We start from the raw sequence: 17,012 nt of genomic DNA on the forward strand, positions 1-17,012 counted from the left end.
GCCCATATTCTCGTCCCCAGATGTGACCGCTGTCACGCAAGTCGCTGAGAGTGACCTGTGAGCAGCGGCCCGCGGGCGGGTGTCGAGGACTCGATTCGACTCGCTAGCGAAATCTACGGATTCCCCTAGATGTCCGGATAGATTCCTCGCGTGGACCCGGTACGCAACCCCTACGCCCCCGGCGCCGGCCAGCGACCGCCCGAGCTCGCCGGCCGCGACCGCGAGCTCCAGCAGTTCGAGGTCACGCTCGAGCGCGTCGCCGCCGGCCGCCCCGAGCGCTCGATGGTGCTCTCCGGCCTGCGCGGCGTCGGCAAGACCGTGCTGCTCAACGCGCTCCGCTCGCAGGCGGTCAAGCGCGCCTGGGGCACCGGCAAGATCGAGGCCCGGCCCGAGCAGTCGCTGCGGCTCCCGCTCGCGCAGGCCGTGCACGCCGCCGTCCGCGACATGGCGCACCGACACCGCGACCCGGACCGGGTCGACGCGGTGGCCGGCGTGCTCAAGTCGTTCGCGCTGCGCACCCCGCTCGAGGACCGCAAGGGCATCCGGTGGACACCGCCGGTCGACGTACCCGCCGTCAAGGGCCGCGCCGACTCCGGCGACCTCGAGCTCGACCTGATCGAGCTGTTCACCGACGTCGCCGACCTCGCCCAGGACCTCGGCGTCGGCGTCGGGATCTTCATCGACGAGATGCAGGACATCTCCACCGAGGAGCTCGCCGCGCTCTGCGGAGCCTGCCACGAGATCAGCCAGCAGGGCGCCCCGCTGGTCGTCGTCGGCGCCGGACTGCCGCACCTCCCGGTCGCGCTCGCGGCGAGCAAGTCGTACGCCGAGCGGCTGTTCCGGTACGTCGTCGTCGACCGGCTGCCGCGCGGCATGGCCGACCGGGCGCTGCTCGTGCCCGCGGGCACCGAGGACGTCGACTACGCCGGCGACGCGCTCGACGAGCTGTACCGCCTCACCGACGGCTACCCCTACTTCGTCCAGGCCTACGGCAAGGTCACCTGGGACGTCGCGGTCGAGTCGCCGATCCAGGTCAGCGACGTGTCCGAGGCGGCGCCCGAGGCCGAGCGCGAGCTGGCCGTCGGCTTCTTCGGCGCCCGCTACGACCGGGCCACGCCGGCCGAGCGCGACTACATGCGCACGATGGCCGAGCTCGGCGCCGACAACGACGACGGCGCGGTCACCACCGCCGACATCGCCGCCGCGCTGGGCCGCAAGCCGCAGAGCCTGAGCCCCGCGCGCGACGGGCTGATCAAGAAGGGCCTCGTCTACTCCTCCGAGCGCGGCACGGTCGCGTTCACGGTGCCGCACTTCGGCAAGTTCCTCCGGGCCCACGCATGAGGCGCGCATGAGCACGCTCACCGACCTCGACCTGGCGCGGTGGCGGCTGCGCACCCAGCACCTGACCGCCCCGGCGCCCGACGCGGCCGCCGTCGTCGGGCACCTGCTCTGCGTCCAGGCCGAGAACGTCAGCCAGACCGCCTGGGCCGTCGCCACCCGCACCAGCACGCCCGACGCTGCCGACCTCGGCGGGCTCGTCGACAGCGGCCAGGTCGTGCGCACCCACGTGCTCCGCCCGACCTGGCACTACGCCCGCGTCGAGGACATCGGCTGGCTGCTGGAGCTCACCGCGCCGCGCGTGCGGAAGACGACCGGGCAGGGTCTGAAGGTCGCGGGCGACCTCGACGATGCCCGGATCGAGCGGATGAGCCAGGTCGTGCTCGACACGCTCGCCGCCAGGCCCGACCGCACCCGCGACGAGCTCGCCGCCGCGCTGGCTGCCGAGGGCGTCGACCCGGGCGGCTTCGCGCTGATGCTGCTGCTCGCCGACCTCGAGCTGCAGCGGCTCCTCGTCAGCGGCACCCCGCGCGACGGCACGCACACCTATGCCCGCTTCGAGGACCGTGTCCCGGCCACGCCGTTCGACCGCGACGAGGCGCTCGGCACGCTGGCGCTGCGCTACTTCACCGGGCACGGCCCGGCCACGCTCGACGACCTCGTCTACTGGGCCACGCTCACGCGTGGCGACGCGAAGGCCGGGCTCGCCGCCGCGCAGGACAGGCTCGCGTCGTTCGAGCACGACGGCCGGACCTACTGGCACGACCCCGCCGACGAGCCGCCCCGGCGAGACGAGCCGTCCGAGCCGCGCGGGCACCTGCTGCTGATCCTGGACGAGCTCTACCGCGGCTACCAGGACAGCCGCATGGTCATCGACAGCGCCGGCCTCGTGCCGCGCGGCCGCGAGAGCGCGATCGGCATGGCCGTCGTCGACGGCCAGATGGTCGCGCGGATGAAGCGCACGGTGAACACTCGCTCGGTCCGCTTCGAGCTCACGCCGTACGACGTCCTCCGCCCGGGCGACCGCGCGGCGCTCGACGAGACGGCGGAGCGCTACGCCGCGTTCCTCGGCCTCGACGCCGAGGTTCTGGTGCGCTGAGCCAGCGCCCGCCGCAGCGCCGCGACACCGAGCACGCCGGTGGCGACGAGCAGGAACGCCTGGTACGCCGAGAGCGCGGGCGTCAGCGCGTCGTTGCCGAGGCCACCGTCGAAGAACCCCGAGACCACGCTCAGGAAGCACGCGAGGGCCAGGAGCACGCAGGCGACGACCGTCGCGCGCGGGCCGCGGGTGACGGCGACCCAGGTGAGCACGGCCTGGGCGACGATCATCGGCACCGGCGCGGCGAGCAGCGCCGTGCTGCCCCAGGCGTCGGCCCAGGAGTTCACGCCGGTCGCGACGGACAGCAGCCCGCCCACGAGGTCGGCGAGCAGGACGACCGCGAGGGCGGTCACGAGGTGGCGGGACGTGGTGGGCATGCGCCCAGCGTGCGCCCCGCCGCTGGGGAACGGCTTGGACCCGGCTAGATGCCGAGCCGCTCGCGGTGCCGGGAGAGCCACGTCGCGTAGACCGGCAGCCGCCACGCCTCCGCGAGCTCCGCCGCCCGGTCGGCCCAGGCCGTCGCCGCCGCCCGGTCGCCGCAGGTCGCCGCCGCCAGCGCGGCGTACCCGTCCACCGGGCCCACCGCCATCGCCACGCCCCCGACCGCCATCCGGCCGAGGTACGGCGTGAGCCGGTCGAGCGCGCGGCGGGCGAGCCCGGCGTCCTGGGCGGCGGCCGCGGCCTCCGCCTCGAACGCGTAGGACAGCAATGTCTGCCAGGTCTGGTCAGCCTCGTGGTACTGCCACCGGACGAGCCCCTCGCGCAGCTCGTCGACCGCGCCGCCCCGTGCGAGCACGACGTGCGCGGTCGGGTACGACATCGTCTGGTGGGTCAGCAGCGGCACCATCGGCACGAACTGGCCGACGTCCTCGCTCCACAGGCTCGCGATGATCCCGTAGACCGCCGGCACGATGTCACGCGCGGGCAGCGCCACCTGCGGCGCCACCTCGCTGATGAGCGCGAGGCGGGTCGCCACCCCGGCCGCGTCGCCGCGCAGCATGGTGAGGTTCAGCTCCACGAACGACACCGTGAACAGCACGTAGGGCAGCCGCTCGCGCTCGCCGATCCGCTCGGCCTCCCGGGCGTACCGGTCCCAGCCCTCCGGGTTGCCCATCTCGAGGTGGTCGGTCGCCAGGGCGAGCAACGACACCGCCTCCGCGGCCGGGTCGCCGAGCGCCCGCGCGGCCGCGAGCCCCTCCTCGGACCAGGCGATCCGGTCGTGCGTGCGCTCCGGCCGCCAGCTCGCGATCCAGCCCGCACGCGTCGCCCACCAGAGCACCCGCGGGTCGCCGAGCCGGCGGGCGACCGCGAGACCGGCGTCGACGAGCGCGGCCCGCTCGGCCGAGGCCTCGTGGTCGTAGTAGAGCTCCGCCGCGAGCGCGACCAGCGCCACGCAGCGGGCCTCCGAGTCCTCCTCGGGCAGCGCGGCCAGCGCCCAGCGCAAGTCGTCGATCGCGTCCTCGAAGACCTCCTCCCACTCGTGCGGCGTCCAGACGCAGTAGTAGGTCAGGGACTCCGCCGCCCTCGCGACCTTCTCCGGCGAGCCCAGCCCGCGGCCGAGCGCCATCGCCTCGAAGGCCGAGTCGACGACGAGGAACCAGTTGGCCGCGTACGCCGCGTCGCGGGCGAGGTCGAGCAGCATGCCGTAGCGGTCGGCCGGCTCCGCCCCGGGCGTCCTCCGGTGCGCGTCGACCGCCGCCTCGCGCAGCCGGGCCGCCTCGCCGTACGCCGACAGCCGGCGCGCCTGGGTGGCGGCCGCGTCGGCGGCGGCCCACGCCCTGGTCGCGTGGGTGGGGCCGGCGGCGAGCCAGTGCCGGGCGAGCTCGGCGGTGAGCTCGTCGGGCGCGTACAGCGCGCGCACGGTCGCGTCGGACTCCAGCGCGTGCGCGACCACCGCGTGCGCGCGGGCCCGACGGGTCGGCGGCAGCGTCAGCAGCACGGCCTCGTGGGTGAGGGCGTGGGCGAACCGGTAGAGGCCCGCGTCGACGTCGACGACGAGCCCCGCGAGCCGCGCGGTCTCCAGGTCGTCGGCGACCGCCTCCTCGTCGGTACCGGCCGCCGACGCCACGGTCTCCAGCCGGAACCTCCGCCCGACGACGGCCGCGGTCCGCAGGGTGTCCAGGGCGCCCGCCGGCAGCTGGTCGAGGCGCCGCGCCAGCACGTCCCGGACGGTCGCCGGCACCGCGGCCGAGTCGCCGCCGAGCCGGGCCAGCTCGACGAGGAAGAACGGGTTGCCCTCCGCACGCGCGTGCAGCGCGGCCACGTCCCGCTCCGGTACGGCGTCGCCGGCGACGTCGCGGACCAGCCGGCCGGCCTCGGCGACGTCGAGCCCGGCCAGGTCGAGGCGGGTGGCGTGGCGGCGGGCGAACGTCTCGCTCACCTCGGCCAGCGCCCCGGTCGGCTCGGGGTGCGCGCGCCGGGAGGCGACCAGGGCGAGCCGGGAGTGCTCGGGGGCGACCGAGAGCAGGTGCCGCAGCGTCCGCAGCGTCGCGTCGTCGGCCCAGTGCAGGTCGTCGAGCACGACCAGCAGCGGCCGGGTGGCCGCGGCGTCGAGGACGGCCGTCGCGACCCGGTCCCAGGTCTGGAACGCCACCGCCGCCGGGCTCTCCCCGCCCGACGAGGATGCGGGGAGGTCGGTCAGCTCGTGCGCGCCGGGAACGTCGAGGGCGCGCAGCACCGACAGCCACGGCCACAGCGGCGGGGCGCCGTCGTCCTGCGAGCACTGGCCGACGGCGACGGAGACGCCGCGGGCCTCGGCCTCGCGGGCGAGGTCGGCGAGGAGCCAGCTCTTGCCGATGCCGGGCTCGCCGACCAGCAGGCCCGCCGCGGTGCTGCCGCCGCCGGCCCGGTCGAGCAGGCCGTGGAGGACGGCCCGGTCGGCGACCCGGGTCGCGGGCACCTCGGCGCGCTCGGTCGGGGGGAGGACGGGCGCGGCCGGCGCGGGTGCCGGCGCCGCCGGGTCGGCCGGCAGCACGTCGAGCAGGGCGGGCTCCTGGCGGAGGATCGCCCGCTCGAGGTCGCGCAGCTCCGCGCCGGGGTCGAGGCCGAGCTCGTCGGCCAGCAGCTCCCGGATCCGGCGCAGGCTCGCCAGCGCGTCGGCCTGACGACCGGCCCGGGTCAGCGCGAGCGCGTGCAGCGCCCAGAGCCGCTCGCGCAGCGGCTGCAAGGCCGTCGCGGCCTCGGTCGCGGACAGCACACTGGCGTGCTCGCCGAGCGCCAGCAGCCCGAGCAACCGCAGCTCCTCGGCGGAGGCGCGGAGCTGGTGCAGCCGGGCGCGCTCGGCGGCGACGTCGGGGTGGTCGGGCAGATCGGCGTACGGCTCCCCGGCCCAGAGGCCGAGCGCCTCGTCGAGCACGTCGACGGCGGCGGTGACCTCCGCGCGGGAGGGCCAGGCCGGCGACCGGCCGGTCGCCAGCTGGGTGGCCAGCGGCGCCAGCGCCCGCTCGGCCGACCGCACGGCGTCGGCGAACCGGTGCGCGTCGACGGCCCCGCGCTCGGCGTGCAGCACGTAGCCGTGGTCGGTCGTGCCCAGCACCGCGGCCGCCGAACGGGCGGCCCGGTCGGGCTCGAGGGCGCGGCGCAGCCCGGAGATGTAGGAGTGCAGGGTGCCGTGCGCCGCCTTCGGCGGCTCGCCCGCCCAGACCAGGTCGGCCAGCAGGTCGGCGCTGACCGGCCGGCCCGGGGTCAGCGCCAGGGCCGCAACGACCGCGCGCGACTTCCGCGCGCCGACGTCGACCGGACCCGCCCCGTCCCCGTCGGCACGCTCCACCCGGAGGCTCCCCAGGACGTACCAGCGCACGGGCACACGCTAGACGTCCGGCCGGTCCCGCGGCGGCGAATTCCCGCCTCCAAGGCGGGCCCAAGGACGGCTCAAGCGCCCGGACGCAGAGTCGGTGTCACCGCACCGACACCGCATCGACCAGGGAGCACCCGATGAGCACGCCCACCACCCACCCCGTCCAGCTCGACCTGCCCGGCCAGACCCACGTCGCCGACGGCCCGCACGACCAGGCCGGCATGTACGTCATGCACCACGCCTTCCGGCGCGACCTGGCGCGCTTCGAGGCCGCCGTACGGCAGACGCCGCTCGGCGACCGGGCGACCTGGAAGGCACTGGCCGGCCGGTGGGCGGCGTTCACCGAGGTGCTGCACCACCACCACCGGGTCGAGGACGAGTCGATCTGGCCGCTGGTGCTAGGGCACGCCCGCGAGCGCGGCGACGCAGAGTCGGTCGAGACGCTGGAGGCGATGGAGGCCGAGCACGACACCATCGACCCCGCCCTGGCCGCCTGCACGGAAGGCTTCGCGTCGATGGTCGACCACCCGTGCGCCGACCACCGCAACGCGCTCGACGTGCGGATCACCGACCTGCGGGCCGGCCTGCTCGACCACCTGCGCCACGAGGAGACCGGCGCGCTGCCGCTCATCCAGGTGCTGCTGTCCGCCGAGGAGTTCGACTCCTGTGAGAAGGCGGCCGGCAAGGCCTACCCGCTGCGCCGGATCCCGTTCATCCTGCCGTGGGCGATGGCCGGACTCCCCGAGGAGGTGGTGACGCGGTTCCTCGGCGGCGCGGCCCCGCAGCTCAAGCACATGCTCCGGCTGCTCCGTCCCCGGTTCGAGCGCGGCGAGGCACAGGCCTTCCGCCACGCCTGAGACCGATATCGGTAGCCCAGCAGTGACCCATAGGTCACGTTCGGACTACCGATATCGGGAGGCGTCCGCCCTGAGGCGCCTTCGAGCGAAACTCGATGGTCTCGCCGGCCGTCGCCGCGCAGGATGGACTCGTGCCGGGTCACGGGACGCGGGTGGAGATCGCCTGCGACGAGTCGGGCTCCGAGGGCGGGAAGCTCGTCGGTGGTACGACCGACGTGCTCGCACACGCGAGCGTCGCGGTCGACCACGAGGTCGCCACCGCCTGGCTCGACGAGGTCCGGCTCCGGGCCCGCTCGCCGGCCTCGGAGGTCAAGGCCAGCGTCGTGCTGCGCCTTCAGAACCGCGCCGTGCTGCGTGACCTGCTCGGACCCGCCGGTCCGTTCTGGGCCGACGGCACCCCCGCCGCGCACGTCCACCTCGTGGAGAAGCGCTACCTGCTCGTCGTCCGCTTCCTCGCCCTCCTCGGCCTGGACGGGCCGGACGACCCGGCGCCCGAGGACGTCCACCGCGTCCTGGACGGCGACTGGGACGGAGTGCTGACCGCCTTCAACGACCTGCTCCGCGCCCGCGAGCGCGCGTCCCTCCTCGACCCGATGGGACCGGCGCTGGCCGCGGTCGTCGGCCACTGGTCCCGGGACTGCTCGGTCGTCGTCGACGTCGTGCACGACGAGCACCGCACCCTCCGCGAGGCCGGCGCCGTCCGGCTGCGTGCGCTCTGCGACCCGGTCGGGCTGCTCGGCGAGGTGCGGTTCGTCGACTCGCGCGACGACGCTCGGGTCAACCTCGCCGACTTCCTCGCGGGTACGGCGCGCCGGGTCGCGAGCGAGGTGCTGGCCAATCGCGTCGACGACGGCGTCGCCGAGCTGGTGGAGCTGGTGCGGCCGTTCGTCGGGGCGGCGTCGACCTGGGGCGACCGCGTCAGCTGGGCCGTGCTCGCGCCCCGCGCCGTGGTGTCGCCCTGAGATCCGACGCACCCGGCGCCTGACCTGCCACGATGTGCGCATGCGCCAGCCCGACGGCCGCCCGCAGGTCGTGGCTCATCGGGGATCGAGCCACGCGACCCCCGAGCACACGCTCGGTGCCTACGTGCGCGCGCTCGACGAGGGCGCCGAGGGCCTCGAGTGCGACGTCCGGCTGACGTCCGACGGGCACCTCGTGTGCGTCCACGACCGCACCCTCGACCGGGTCACCGGTACGCGGGGCAGCGTCGTCTCCACGATGAAGCTGGCCCAGCTCGACGAGCTCGACTTCGCCGCCTGGAAGAACCCGTGGGCAGACCTCGACGACGAGGCCCCCGAGATCGACGCCGACGCCCGGCGGGTGCTCACCCTGCGGCGGCTGCTCGAGACGGTGGCCGACTACGACCGGCCGGTCGACCTGGCGATCGAGACCAAGCACCCCACCCGGTACGCCGGGCTGGTCGAGCGGCGGCTGGTCCAGCTGCTCGACGAGTTCGGCTGGGCCGGCAAGGGGTCCCCGGCGCGGGTCATGTCGTTCTCCTGGCTCGCGCTGACCCGGATCAAGAAGCTCGCGCCCGACCTCGAGGTGGTGTTCCTGCTGGACCGGCAGCACGCCTGGCTGCTCGCCCGCGAGCTCGCCGCCGAGGACTGGATCGCCGGGCCGGGCATCGCGTTCCTGCGCGAGAACCCGCGGATCGGCCGCCGGCTGGCCGACCTGGGCCGCCGCATCCACGTGTGGACGGTCAACACCGAGCAGGACCTCGAGCTCTGCGTCGACCTGGGGGTGGAGGCCGTGATCACCGACCGCCCGCAGATGGCCCTGGCCCACCTGGCCCGTATCACGGGTGATGCGCGATGATCCTCCCTGGTGAGCGAGGCCACCCGGCGGGGGTGTTTGTCACGCGAGGGGGCGGGAAGTATGAGCAGCAGACCACAGACGAACCACACCCGAGGGGGAACCCCGTGAGCACCAGCTCGCTGCGAGCAGGGCGCGCGCCCGTCACGCTGCGCGTCCCCTTCGCCGCGTCCTCGGTGGCCGTCGCGCGGCAGAAGCTGCGGTCCTGGCTGGTGGAGGCCGGCACCTCCACCGAGACCATCGACGACGCCCGCATCGTCATCTCCGAGCTCGTCGCCAACTCCGTGCGCCACGCCCGTCCGCTGCCGGCCGGCGACATCGTCGTCACCTGGCAGGTCGAGCCCCGCGGTCTCGAGATCGCGGTGACCGACGGAGGCAGCGGCACCAAGCCGCGCACCGTCCAGGCCACCTCGTCGGCCCTCGCCGGGCGAGGCATGGCCATCGTCGAGAGCCTCGCCGTCACCTGGTGGTCCGACCACAGCCGGGCCCAGTCGACCGTGCACGCCGTCCTGGCGATCTAGGCTGCGCCGACCCACTCCCGCGGCACCTCGGCCTCGCCCGGCCACATAGGGTCCTGCCCATGGGTAAGAAGTCGCGCGTCAAGCACCGCTCCCAGCAGGAGACCGCCACGCCCGGCGAGGTCGGGCCGCGCCAGCCCTGCCCGTGCGGTTCTGGCCGGCGCTACAAGGCCTGCCACGGCAGCGCCGACGGACCGGCTCCGGCGTACGTCGCCCGCCCGTTCGCCGGCCTGGCCGACGAGGCCGACGTCATCGCGATGCGCGAGATGGTCCCGGCCGCCACCGCGCCGGTGCGGCTGCGTGACGGCGTGACCGACGCCGACCGCGCGGTCGTGCTCTGCTCGCTGCTGCCCGGCGCGGCCCCCGGCCTGGTCCGCCAGGACGGCACGATCTGGCTCGGCCTGCAGGTCCAGCACGCGTTCGGCGACCCGAGCCGGGAGCTCGCCGCGGTCCTGGAGAAGGCGCTCGCCGCCGAGCCCGGCGACGTGGTCGGCCTGACCGCCGCCCCCGCCGAGGGACCGCGGCTCCAGGACCTGCTGACCGACGACCCGCTCGAGGTCACCGTGCACCGCGGCTTCGACTTCTGGGTGGCCGACGTCGACGACCCCACCGGCGCGATCGCGTCGTCGCTGGAGGCGGCCAACGCGGCGGCCCACCCGGCCGCCCGGCTGACCTCGGTCGACGCGGCGTACTGGACCGACGTCTCCACCAAGGAGCACCTGCGCTGGGTGATGCCGCACGACGACGAGGAGCAGCTGCTCAGCGCGCTCGCCCGGCTGCACGCGGCCGGCAAGGACTCGCTGGTGGAGGGCTCGCGGCTCGTCGGCATGTTCCGCACCAACGGCGTGCTCGTGCCGGTCTGGGACCTGCCGCTCGGCACCGGCGCCGAGGTGCTCGAGGAGCCGGCGGCGGCGTTCCGGAAGCACCTCGACGCCGCCCTGGCCGACGACTCGCCGCTGAGCACCGAGGAGCGCTCCGCGCGCAGCGGGCTCGCCAACCGCCAGCTCACGATCCGGTGAGGCATCGAATCCGCAGGTGCAGAGCCGGGTTGACCACGGAATCCGCAGCAGGGGGACTAGACCACACGATTAAATCTGGGTGACGCGTGCCATATTCGGCCGATCCGGTTGATCCGGGGCCGCGTTCCCCGTATTTTTCTCTGTGCCCGGTCGTTGTTGTATCCCCCGTCAGCAACGGCCGGGCCTTTTCTTTGCCCGCACGCAGGACGCGCTCCGTCCACGTCGCCCCTAGCCGGGGATCAGGCCGGCAGCGGGTCCCGGACGACCGGGCAGGACATGCAGCGCGGGCCGCCGCGGCCCGAGCCGAGCTCGGAGCCGGCGATCGCGACGACCTCGATGCCGGCCTCCTCGAGCCGGGTGTTGGTCTCGATGTTGCGCTCGTAGGCGACCGCCACCCGCGGTGAGATCGCCAGGGTGTTGTTGCCGTCGTCCCACTGCTCGCGCTCGGCGGTGACCGGGTCGAGGCCGGTGTCGATCTGGTGCAGCGTGTCGATGCTCATCGCCTTGGCGGCCGCCACCAGGAACGGCTCGGCCTCGGCGGTGCGCAGCACCAGCCCCGCGTCGCCGTCGCCGGCGCGGTCGACACAGGTGACGGCGTACGCCCGGAGGCTGTCGGCGACGTTGGGGTACATCACGATCTTGTCGACGTCGACCATCGTGCAGACCGTGTCGAGGTGCATGGTCGCGCGCTCCTGCGCGATCGGTACGGCGAGCACGGTGTGCGCGAGGTCGGCGGCGAACACCTGCCGGGCGAGGCGCTCGGCGCCGGCCGGGGTGGTGCGCTCGCCGACGCCGACCGCGATGACGCCGGGGGCGAGCAGCAGCACGTCGCCGCCCTCGACGTGCTCGCGCTGCCAGCCGTGGATCTTGGGCGTGCCGGCGAAGCGCGGGTGCAGCGTGTAGATCAGCTCGGTCAGCTGGGTCTCGCGCTCCCGCGCGGGCATCGCCAGCGAGGTGATCGCGACCCGGTCGCGCACCCACACCGACGAGTCGCGGGTGAACAGCAGGTTGGGCAGCGGGTCGATCAGGAAGTCGTCGCTGGCGAGCAGGCTGGTGACCAGGCCGTGCCCGCCACGGACCTCGTCGTTGCGCACGCCCGCGGTGAGGAAGCCGGCGAGCTCCTCGGGCGACTGGTCCTGCAGGGCGGTGGTGAGGTACTGCCGCAGGGTGTCGCCGAGGTGCAGGCTGGCCATCGCGCCCTGGATCGCGCGCTCGCGGGCCTCGTCGCTGGCGAGCGTCTCGACGAGCAGCTCGACGAGGTAGAGCACCTCGACGTCGCGGGAGCGCAGTGCCTCCGCGAACGCGTCGTGCTCCTCCTGCGCGCGGCTGACCCAGGGGATGCCGTCGAAGAGCAGCTTGTCGTTGTTGCGCGGGGTCAGCCGCTTCAGCTCCGGTCCGGGGCGGTGCAGCATGACCGTGCGCAGTCGGCCGACCTCGCTGTCGGCGCCGTGGGAAGTGCTCATGGTTCCGAAGCCTAGGACCCGGCGGCCCCGGACCGCGTGTCGGTCAGGCCGCGACGATCTCGTAAACGGTGACCGCGGCGAGCAGCAGGCACACCGCCGCACCGACGTAGTGCAGCACCGACAGGTGCAGGTAGCGCAGCAGCACGCGCCCGGCGATGACGGCCAGGCCGGACACCGCGAGCAGCGCCGCCCACGCGCCGACGAACACGCTGATGTGGTCGTGGTAGCGCGTCACGAGGCTGATCGTCAGCAGCTGCGACAGGTCGCCCCACTCGGCGGCGAACAGGATGGCGAACGACGCGGCCGCGGCCTTGAGGAAGGACTTCCTCGCGTCGTCGCTGCCGGCCTTGGCGGCGTACTCCTCCTCGGTCTCCTTCTCCTCGGCGTCGGCCCCCGGCGCCGTCTTGATGAGGAGGAACGCGCCGACCAGGAAGATCAGCAGCGCCACCGACTCGATCAGCACGTCGGGCAGCAGCGTCGCGAGCGCACCGGCGGTGACGGCAACGAGGCACTGCACGCCGAACGCGAGACCGACACCGACCCAGACCGCGAGCGGCCGGAACCGCGTCGACAGGACCAGCGCGGCGATGAAGGTCTTGTCGGGCAGCTCGACCAGGAAGATCGTGCCGAAGGTGACGGCAGCGACGGTCAGGTCCACGCTTCCTCCTGGGCTCGGGCGACGGCGGCGGCGAGCACGGCCTTGACCGGCCGGCCGGTGCTGGTGGCGACGCGGGCGACGTCCTCGTACTCAGGCTGCGCGTTGACGACCTCCCCGTCGAGCAGCGCGAGCTTCACGGCGATGCGCTCGCCGTCGACGGTGACCGAGCGCATCGCCCGCTCGAGCGCGGTCTTGCCGACCGCGACCTCGCGGACCCCGATCGTCGAGGTGTGCCGGAACACCTCGCGGCGGACGGCGTCGACCCGGTCGGGGCGCACCAGCACGTGCAGGGTGTGGGCCGGGCGGCCCTTCTTCATCAGGATCGGGGTGAGCCAGGCGTCGCTCGCGCCGGCGTCGAGCAGGGCGGCGAGCACCGGTGGCCACAGCCGCGGGTCGAGGTCGTCGACGTTGGTCTCCAGGACGACCGCCCCTCGGTCGGTCGAGCCGTCCCGGGTGGTCGAGCCTGTCGAGACCACCTCCTCACCCACCAGCAGCCGCAGCACGTTGGCGTGGCCCGCGGGGTCGCGCCCGCCGGCGCCGACGCCGACCTCGCGGACGGTCATCGCCGGCTGCGGTCCCCAGTCGGTGGCGTGCGTGACGAGCAGCGCTGCGCCCGTCGGCGTGCACAGCTCCATGGTGGGCGACCCCACCGGTCCGCCGTACGACGGGACGCCGCGGAGCAGCTCGGTGACGGCCGGCGGCGGCACCGGCATCACGCCGTGTGCTCCGCGCACCGACCCGGAGCCGACCGCGACGGGCGAGACGACGAGCCGGCCGAGGCCGAGGTGGGCCAGGCCGGCGCTGACCCCGACGACGTCGGCGATCGCGTCGAGGGCGCCGACCTCGTGGAAGTGCACGTCGCCGGGGCTGGTGCCGTGCACCGCCGCCTCGGCGGTCGCCAGCCGGTCGAAGGTGTCGTGCGCGAGCACCCGGACGTCCTCGTGCAGGCCGGCCGACGCGAGCAGCTCGCGGATGTCGGCCCAGGTCCGGTGGGTGCTGCTGTCGGCGACCTCGACGTGGCAGCGGGTGGCCGCGAAGCCGTTGCGCGACACGGCTTCCGGCACGATCGCGACGTGCTCGGGCGCGACCTTCTCCACGGCCTCGGCGATCACGCCGACGGGCACGCCGGCGCCGACGAGGGCGCCGAGCAGCATGTCGCCGCTCGCCCCCGAGGACGCGTCGACCCAGCCGATCACCGGGCGTTCCTCGCCACCCGGGCGGCGAACACGCCGGCCCCGAAGCCGTTGTCGATGTTCACGACGGTCACGCCGGGAGCGCAGGAGTTGAGCATCCCGAGCAGCGCCGCGATGCCGCCGAACGACGCGCCGTACCCGACGCTGGTGGGGACGGCGACGAGCGGGGTGCCGGTGAGCCCGCCGACCACGCTGGGCAGGGCGCCCTCCATGCCGGCCACGACGATCAGGCAGTCGGCGGCGTCGAGGTCCGCGCGTGCGGCCAGGATCCGGTGCAGCCCGGCGACGCCGACGTCGTTGACCCGGGCGACCCCGGCCCCGTAGACGCGGGCGGTCAGCGCCGCCTCGGCCGCGACGGGGGCGTCCGACGTGCCGGCGGAGACGACGGCGACGGTGCCGGCGGGCTCGGGCAGCGGGCCGATGGTGGCCGCGCGGGCCTCGAGGTCGAGCACCGCGCCCGGAACCTCGGACTGGACGGCCTTCATCGCCTCGTCGCTCAGCCGGGTGGCCAGCACCGCCCGCTCGGGGTGGGCGGCGTGCAGGGTCCGGAGGATGCCGACGAGCTGTTCGGGCGTCTTGCCGGCGCCGTACACGACCTCGGGGTCACCGGTACGCCGTGCGCGGTCGGTGTCGAGCCGGGCGTAGCCGAGGTCGTGGATCCCGGGGTCGGCTCGGTCGTCGGCGTGGTCGGGCACGCGGGGAACACTACGCTGGCGGCCATGCCCGGAGTCCCGCCCGCCCGCTACGCCTTCCTCGGCCCCGAGGGGACGTTCACCGAGCAGGCGCTGCGCACCCTGCACGCCGCGCGGAAGGCCGAGCTGCAGCCCTGCTCGACCGTGACCGTCGCGCTCGACGCGGTGCGCAACGGCGAGGCGGACGGCGCCGTGGTGCCGATCGAGAACTCCGTCGAGGGCTCGGTGCCGGTCACGCTCGACGAGCTCGCGACCGGCGAGGCGCTGATGATCACGCGCGAGATGACCGTCCCGGTGGCGTTCAGCGTGCTGGTGCGGCCGGGCACGAAGCCGTCCGACGTACGCCGCGTGGCCACCCACCCGCACGCGGCCGCCCAGACCCGCCGGTGGGTCGCGCTGCACCTGCCCGACGCCGAGGTCGTGCACACGACCTCGACCGCGCAGGCGGCGTTCATGCTGACCCGCGAGGACCGGGAGTGGGACGCGGCGATCTCGGCGCCGGTCGCCGCCGAGCACTACCGGCTGGAGGCGATCGCCGAGGGCATCGCCGACAACCCGGACGCGCTGACCCGGTTCGTGCTGGTGTCGCGGCCGGGCCCGCCCCCGCCGCCGACCGGCCGGGACAAGACCTCGCTGGTGGCGTTCATGCGCGACGACCACCCCGGCGCGCTGATGGAGATCCTCGACCAGCTCACGATGCGCGGCGTGAACCTCACCCGCATCGAGTCGCGGCCGACCGGGGCGGCGCTGGGCAACTACTGCTTCTCGATCGACGCCGAGGGCCACGTCGACGACGCCCGCGTCGGCGAGGCGCTGATGGGGCTGCGCCGGGTCTGCGCCGACGTCCGGTTCCTCGGCTCCTACGAGCGGCACGACGGGGTCGCCCCGACGATCCGCGAGGGCACGTCGGACCGGGAGTTCCTCGACGCCGCCGCCTGGCTCGCGCGCCTCCGCAGCGGGAGCTGAGCCGCCACCTACGATCTCGTGCGATGAACGAGACGTTGCTGGTCACGCTGGTGGTCCTCACCCTGCTGCTGTCGGCCGCCGCCCTGGTCGTCGCGCTCCGCGCGTCGCGGGTCGCCCACCGCCGGGCCAAGCGCGCCCGCAAGGCTCCCGAGCTGCCCACCGACGTGCAGGGACTGCGCGGCGAGGTCCACTCGCTGCGCGCCGAGGTCTCCGACGCGCTGCGGCACCTGAGCGTGGTGCGCTACGACGCGTTCGGCGACATGGGCGGCCACCTCTCGTGGTCGCTGGCCCTGCTCGACGACACCGGCAACGGCGTCGTGCTGACGTCCATCCACGGCCGCAGCGACGCGCGCACCTACGCCAAGGGCGTCACCGACTGGAGCTGCGACCAGCAGCTCTCGCCCGAGGAGGAAGAGGCGATCCGCTTCGCCCGCACGGCGTGAGCCGGCTGCGCCTGCTCCTCACCGCGCTGCCGCTGCGTGGGCACGTGCACCCGATGGTCCCGCTCGCCCTCGCCTGCCGGGACGCCGGGCACGACGTGCGGTTCCGCGTCCCCGGCGCGTACGTCGGACGCGTCCCGCTGCCCGCGTGGGACGGGGACGCCCCGGGCGGCGACGTCGCGGCCGTCCGGTCGCACCGTGACGCCGACGCGATGGTGCTCTCCCGGGCCGTGCTCGGCGCCGCCGACGCCGACCGGCACGCCGCCGCGCTGGCCGCCGGGCTCGCCGACGAGCCGGTCGACCTGGTGGTGCACGACGCGACCGACGCAGGCGCCGCCGTCGCCGCGGAGCTGGCCGGGGTGCCGTCGGTCGCCTTCGACGTCGGGCACTGGCGACCCGTCGCGGCCGACCGCGCGTTCGTCGAGCCGCTGCCACCCTCGCTGCGGGTGCTCCCGGCGCCGGACGTCCCCGTCGTCGACCTCCGCTCGGTGGCCTGGGGCGACGGCGGCGAGGCGCCTCCGCGGGACGAGCGGCCGCGGGTCCTCGTGACCTTCGGGACGGTCGCGGCCGGGATCGACGACGTGGTCGCCCGGGTCCGGGGCGACCTGGCGCGGCTCGACCTCGACGTGGTCGAGGCCGTCGGGCGGCACGTCGACCAGCCCGCCGTGCTGGCCGCCTCCGACGTGGTCGTCCACCACGGCGGCACCAGCACGATGCTCGGCTGCCTCGAGCACGGCCTGCCCCAGGTGGTGCTCCCGCAGGGCGCGGACCAGCACGTCAACGCGCGCCGGCTCGCCGAGACCGGCGCCGCGGTGGTCGACCCGGCGTCGGTCGGGGACGCCGTGCGCCGGCTGCTCGCCCCCGACGCCCCGGAGCGGGAGGCCGCGGCCGCCCTGCGCGACGAGCTGCGCGCGATGCCGGCCCCCGCCGACGTCGTACCGCTGCTCGGGGACTTCGCGAGAAACTGAGCCCGGCCGAGCAACCCCCCGACATCCCGGGCGTCTGAGCAGGTGAAGGCAGACGACGGGGGAAGTGATGACCACGATGACGCACACGGCACCGGACCCGGTGGCGTTGTACGCCGCGCACCGGTTGGGTCTGGTGCGGCTGGCGGTGCTGCTCGTCGACGACGTGCAGTCGGCCGAGGACGTCGTGCAG

16 protein-coding genes are annotated in these 17,012 nt (G+C 74.9%); 10 read left to right on the forward strand and 6 right to left on the reverse strand.

Translation table 11 applies throughout. From position 1 onward, the window contains the following. Positions 1–150: 150 nt before the first annotated feature. Both ETU37_RS18310 and ETU37_RS18315 read left to right on the forward strand, forming a co-directional pair. Complete coding sequence (locus ETU37_RS18310; RefSeq protein WP_129988766.1) at positions 151–1,341, forward strand: ATP-binding protein; 1,191 nt, start codon at positions 151–153, stop codon at positions 1,339–1,341. Between the two features lie 7 nt (positions 1,342–1,348). Continuing rightward, a complete protein-coding gene (locus tag ETU37_RS18315) occupies positions 1,349–2,437 on the forward strand; it encodes a winged helix DNA-binding domain-containing protein (RefSeq protein ID WP_129988767.1) in 1,089 nt (362 codons plus the stop codon). Here ETU37_RS18315 and ETU37_RS18320 read toward each other — a convergent pair. Both ETU37_RS18320 and ETU37_RS18325 read right to left on the reverse strand, forming a co-directional pair. Continuing rightward, positions 2,392–2,814: a hypothetical protein gene (locus ETU37_RS18320; RefSeq protein WP_129988768.1), complete on the reverse strand. Its 423-nt coding sequence runs from the start codon at positions 2,812–2,814 to the stop codon at positions 2,392–2,394. The genes ETU37_RS18315 and ETU37_RS18320 overlap by 46 nt on opposite strands. A 44-nt stretch (positions 2,815–2,858) precedes the next feature. Further along, on the reverse strand, positions 2,859–6,236 hold the full coding sequence (locus ETU37_RS18325; protein WP_165372594.1) for an ATP-binding protein: 3,378 nt from the start codon (positions 6,234–6,236) through the stop codon (positions 2,859–2,861). 134 nt (positions 6,237–6,370) lie between these two features. Between ETU37_RS18325 and ETU37_RS18330 the strand changes: the two genes are divergently transcribed. From ETU37_RS18330 to ETU37_RS18350, 5 genes are all read left to right on the forward strand, one after another. Further along, entirely contained in the window at positions 6,371–7,090 is a 720-nt protein-coding gene (locus ETU37_RS18330; RefSeq protein WP_129988770.1) for a hemerythrin domain-containing protein, read from the forward strand. A 131-nt stretch (positions 7,091–7,221) separates the two neighbouring features. After that, positions 7,222–8,052 (forward strand): NAD-dependent protein deacetylase of SIR2 family, encoded by an 831-nt coding sequence (locus ETU37_RS23325; RefSeq protein ID WP_165372595.1) that lies wholly within the window; start codon positions 7,222–7,224, stop codon positions 8,050–8,052. A 40-nt stretch (positions 8,053–8,092) separates the two neighbouring features. Continuing rightward, positions 8,093–8,908 carry a glycerophosphodiester phosphodiesterase family protein gene (locus ETU37_RS18340; RefSeq protein WP_129988771.1) on the forward strand — a complete coding sequence of 272 codons (816 nt, stop codon included), beginning with the start codon at positions 8,093–8,095 and terminating at the stop codon, positions 8,906–8,908. Between the two features lie 104 nt (positions 8,909–9,012). After that, positions 9,013–9,426: an ATP-binding protein gene (locus tag ETU37_RS18345; protein WP_165372596.1), complete on the forward strand. Its 414-nt coding sequence runs from the start codon at positions 9,013–9,015 to the stop codon at positions 9,424–9,426. Between the two features lie 59 nt (positions 9,427–9,485). Continuing rightward, positions 9,486–10,442 carry a DUF5926 family protein gene (locus ETU37_RS18350; protein ID WP_129988773.1) on the forward strand — a complete coding sequence of 319 codons (957 nt, stop codon included), beginning with the start codon at positions 9,486–9,488 and terminating at the stop codon, positions 10,440–10,442. A gap of 239 nt (positions 10,443–10,681) precedes the next feature. On the opposite strand, the gene ETU37_RS18355 is transcribed toward ETU37_RS18350, so the two are convergent. From ETU37_RS18355 to larB, 4 genes are read right to left on the reverse strand one after another with little or no spacing between them, the layout of a single operon-like run. After that, the gene (locus ETU37_RS18355; RefSeq protein ID WP_129988774.1) at positions 10,682–11,905 is read right to left on the reverse strand and encodes an arginine deiminase; all 1,224 of its coding nucleotides are present in this window, start codon (positions 11,903–11,905) and stop codon (positions 10,682–10,684) included. Between the two features lie 43 nt (positions 11,906–11,948). Beyond that, the gene (locus ETU37_RS18360; RefSeq protein WP_129988775.1) at positions 11,949–12,563 is read right to left on the reverse strand and encodes a TMEM165/GDT1 family protein; all 615 of its coding nucleotides are present in this window, start codon (positions 12,561–12,563) and stop codon (positions 11,949–11,951) included. Continuing rightward, entirely contained in the window at positions 12,554–13,759 is a 1,206-nt protein-coding gene (gene larC, locus ETU37_RS18365; RefSeq protein WP_129988776.1) for a nickel pincer cofactor biosynthesis protein LarC, read from the reverse strand. The genes ETU37_RS18360 and larC overlap by 10 nt, the downstream gene beginning before the upstream one ends. After that, positions 13,756–14,451: a nickel pincer cofactor biosynthesis protein LarB gene (gene larB / locus ETU37_RS18370; protein ID WP_240755819.1), complete on the reverse strand. Its 696-nt coding sequence runs from the start codon at positions 14,449–14,451 to the stop codon at positions 13,756–13,758. The genes larC and larB overlap by 4 nt, the downstream gene beginning before the upstream one ends. 24 nt (positions 14,452–14,475) lie before the next feature. On the opposite strand from larB, the gene pheA reads away from it, so the two are divergent. From pheA to ETU37_RS18385, 3 genes are read left to right on the forward strand one after another with little or no spacing between them, the layout of a single operon-like run. Next, positions 14,476–15,414: a prephenate dehydratase gene (pheA, locus tag ETU37_RS18375; RefSeq protein ID WP_129988777.1), complete on the forward strand. Its 939-nt coding sequence runs from the start codon at positions 14,476–14,478 to the stop codon at positions 15,412–15,414. 23 nt (positions 15,415–15,437) lie between these two features. Continuing rightward, a complete protein-coding gene (locus ETU37_RS18380) occupies positions 15,438–15,857 on the forward strand; it encodes a DUF4446 family protein (protein WP_129988778.1) in 420 nt (139 codons plus the stop codon). Continuing rightward, positions 15,854–16,822, forward strand: a complete 969-nt coding sequence (locus ETU37_RS18385; protein WP_129988779.1) for a glycosyltransferase — start codon at positions 15,854–15,856, stop codon at positions 16,820–16,822. Before ETU37_RS18380 ends, ETU37_RS18385 begins: the two co-directional genes overlap by 4 nt. The last annotated feature ends 190 nt before the right edge of the window (positions 16,823–17,012 follow it).

The organism is Nocardioides iriomotensis, from assembly GCF_004168035.1.
Taxonomy (GTDB): Bacteria; Actinomycetota; Actinomycetes; order Propionibacteriales; family Nocardioidaceae; genus Nocardioides_B; species Nocardioides_B iriomotensis.

Coding starts and splice junctions, on each gene's coding strand:
- ETU37_RS18315 (WP_129988767.1), top strand. CDS start 1,349: ATGAGCACGCTCACCGACCTCGACCTGGCGCGGTGGCGGCTGCGCACC.
- ETU37_RS18320 (WP_129988768.1), bottom strand. CDS start 2,814: ATGCCCACCACGTCCCGCCACCTCGTGACCGCCCTCGCGGTCGTCCTG.
- ETU37_RS18330 (WP_129988770.1), top strand. CDS start 6,371: ATGAGCACGCCCACCACCCACCCCGTCCAGCTCGACCTGCCCGGCCAG.
- ETU37_RS18340 (WP_129988771.1), top strand. CDS start 8,093: ATGCGCCAGCCCGACGGCCGCCCGCAGGTCGTGGCTCATCGGGGATCG.
- ETU37_RS18350 (WP_129988773.1), top strand. CDS start 9,486: ATGGGTAAGAAGTCGCGCGTCAAGCACCGCTCCCAGCAGGAGACCGCC.
- ETU37_RS18355 (WP_129988774.1), bottom strand. CDS start 11,905: ATGAGCACTTCCCACGGCGCCGACAGCGAGGTCGGCCGACTGCGCACG.
- pheA (WP_129988777.1), top strand. CDS start 14,476: ATGCCCGGAGTCCCGCCCGCCCGCTACGCCTTCCTCGGCCCCGAGGGG.
- ETU37_RS18380 (WP_129988778.1), top strand. CDS start 15,438: ATGAACGAGACGTTGCTGGTCACGCTGGTGGTCCTCACCCTGCTGCTG.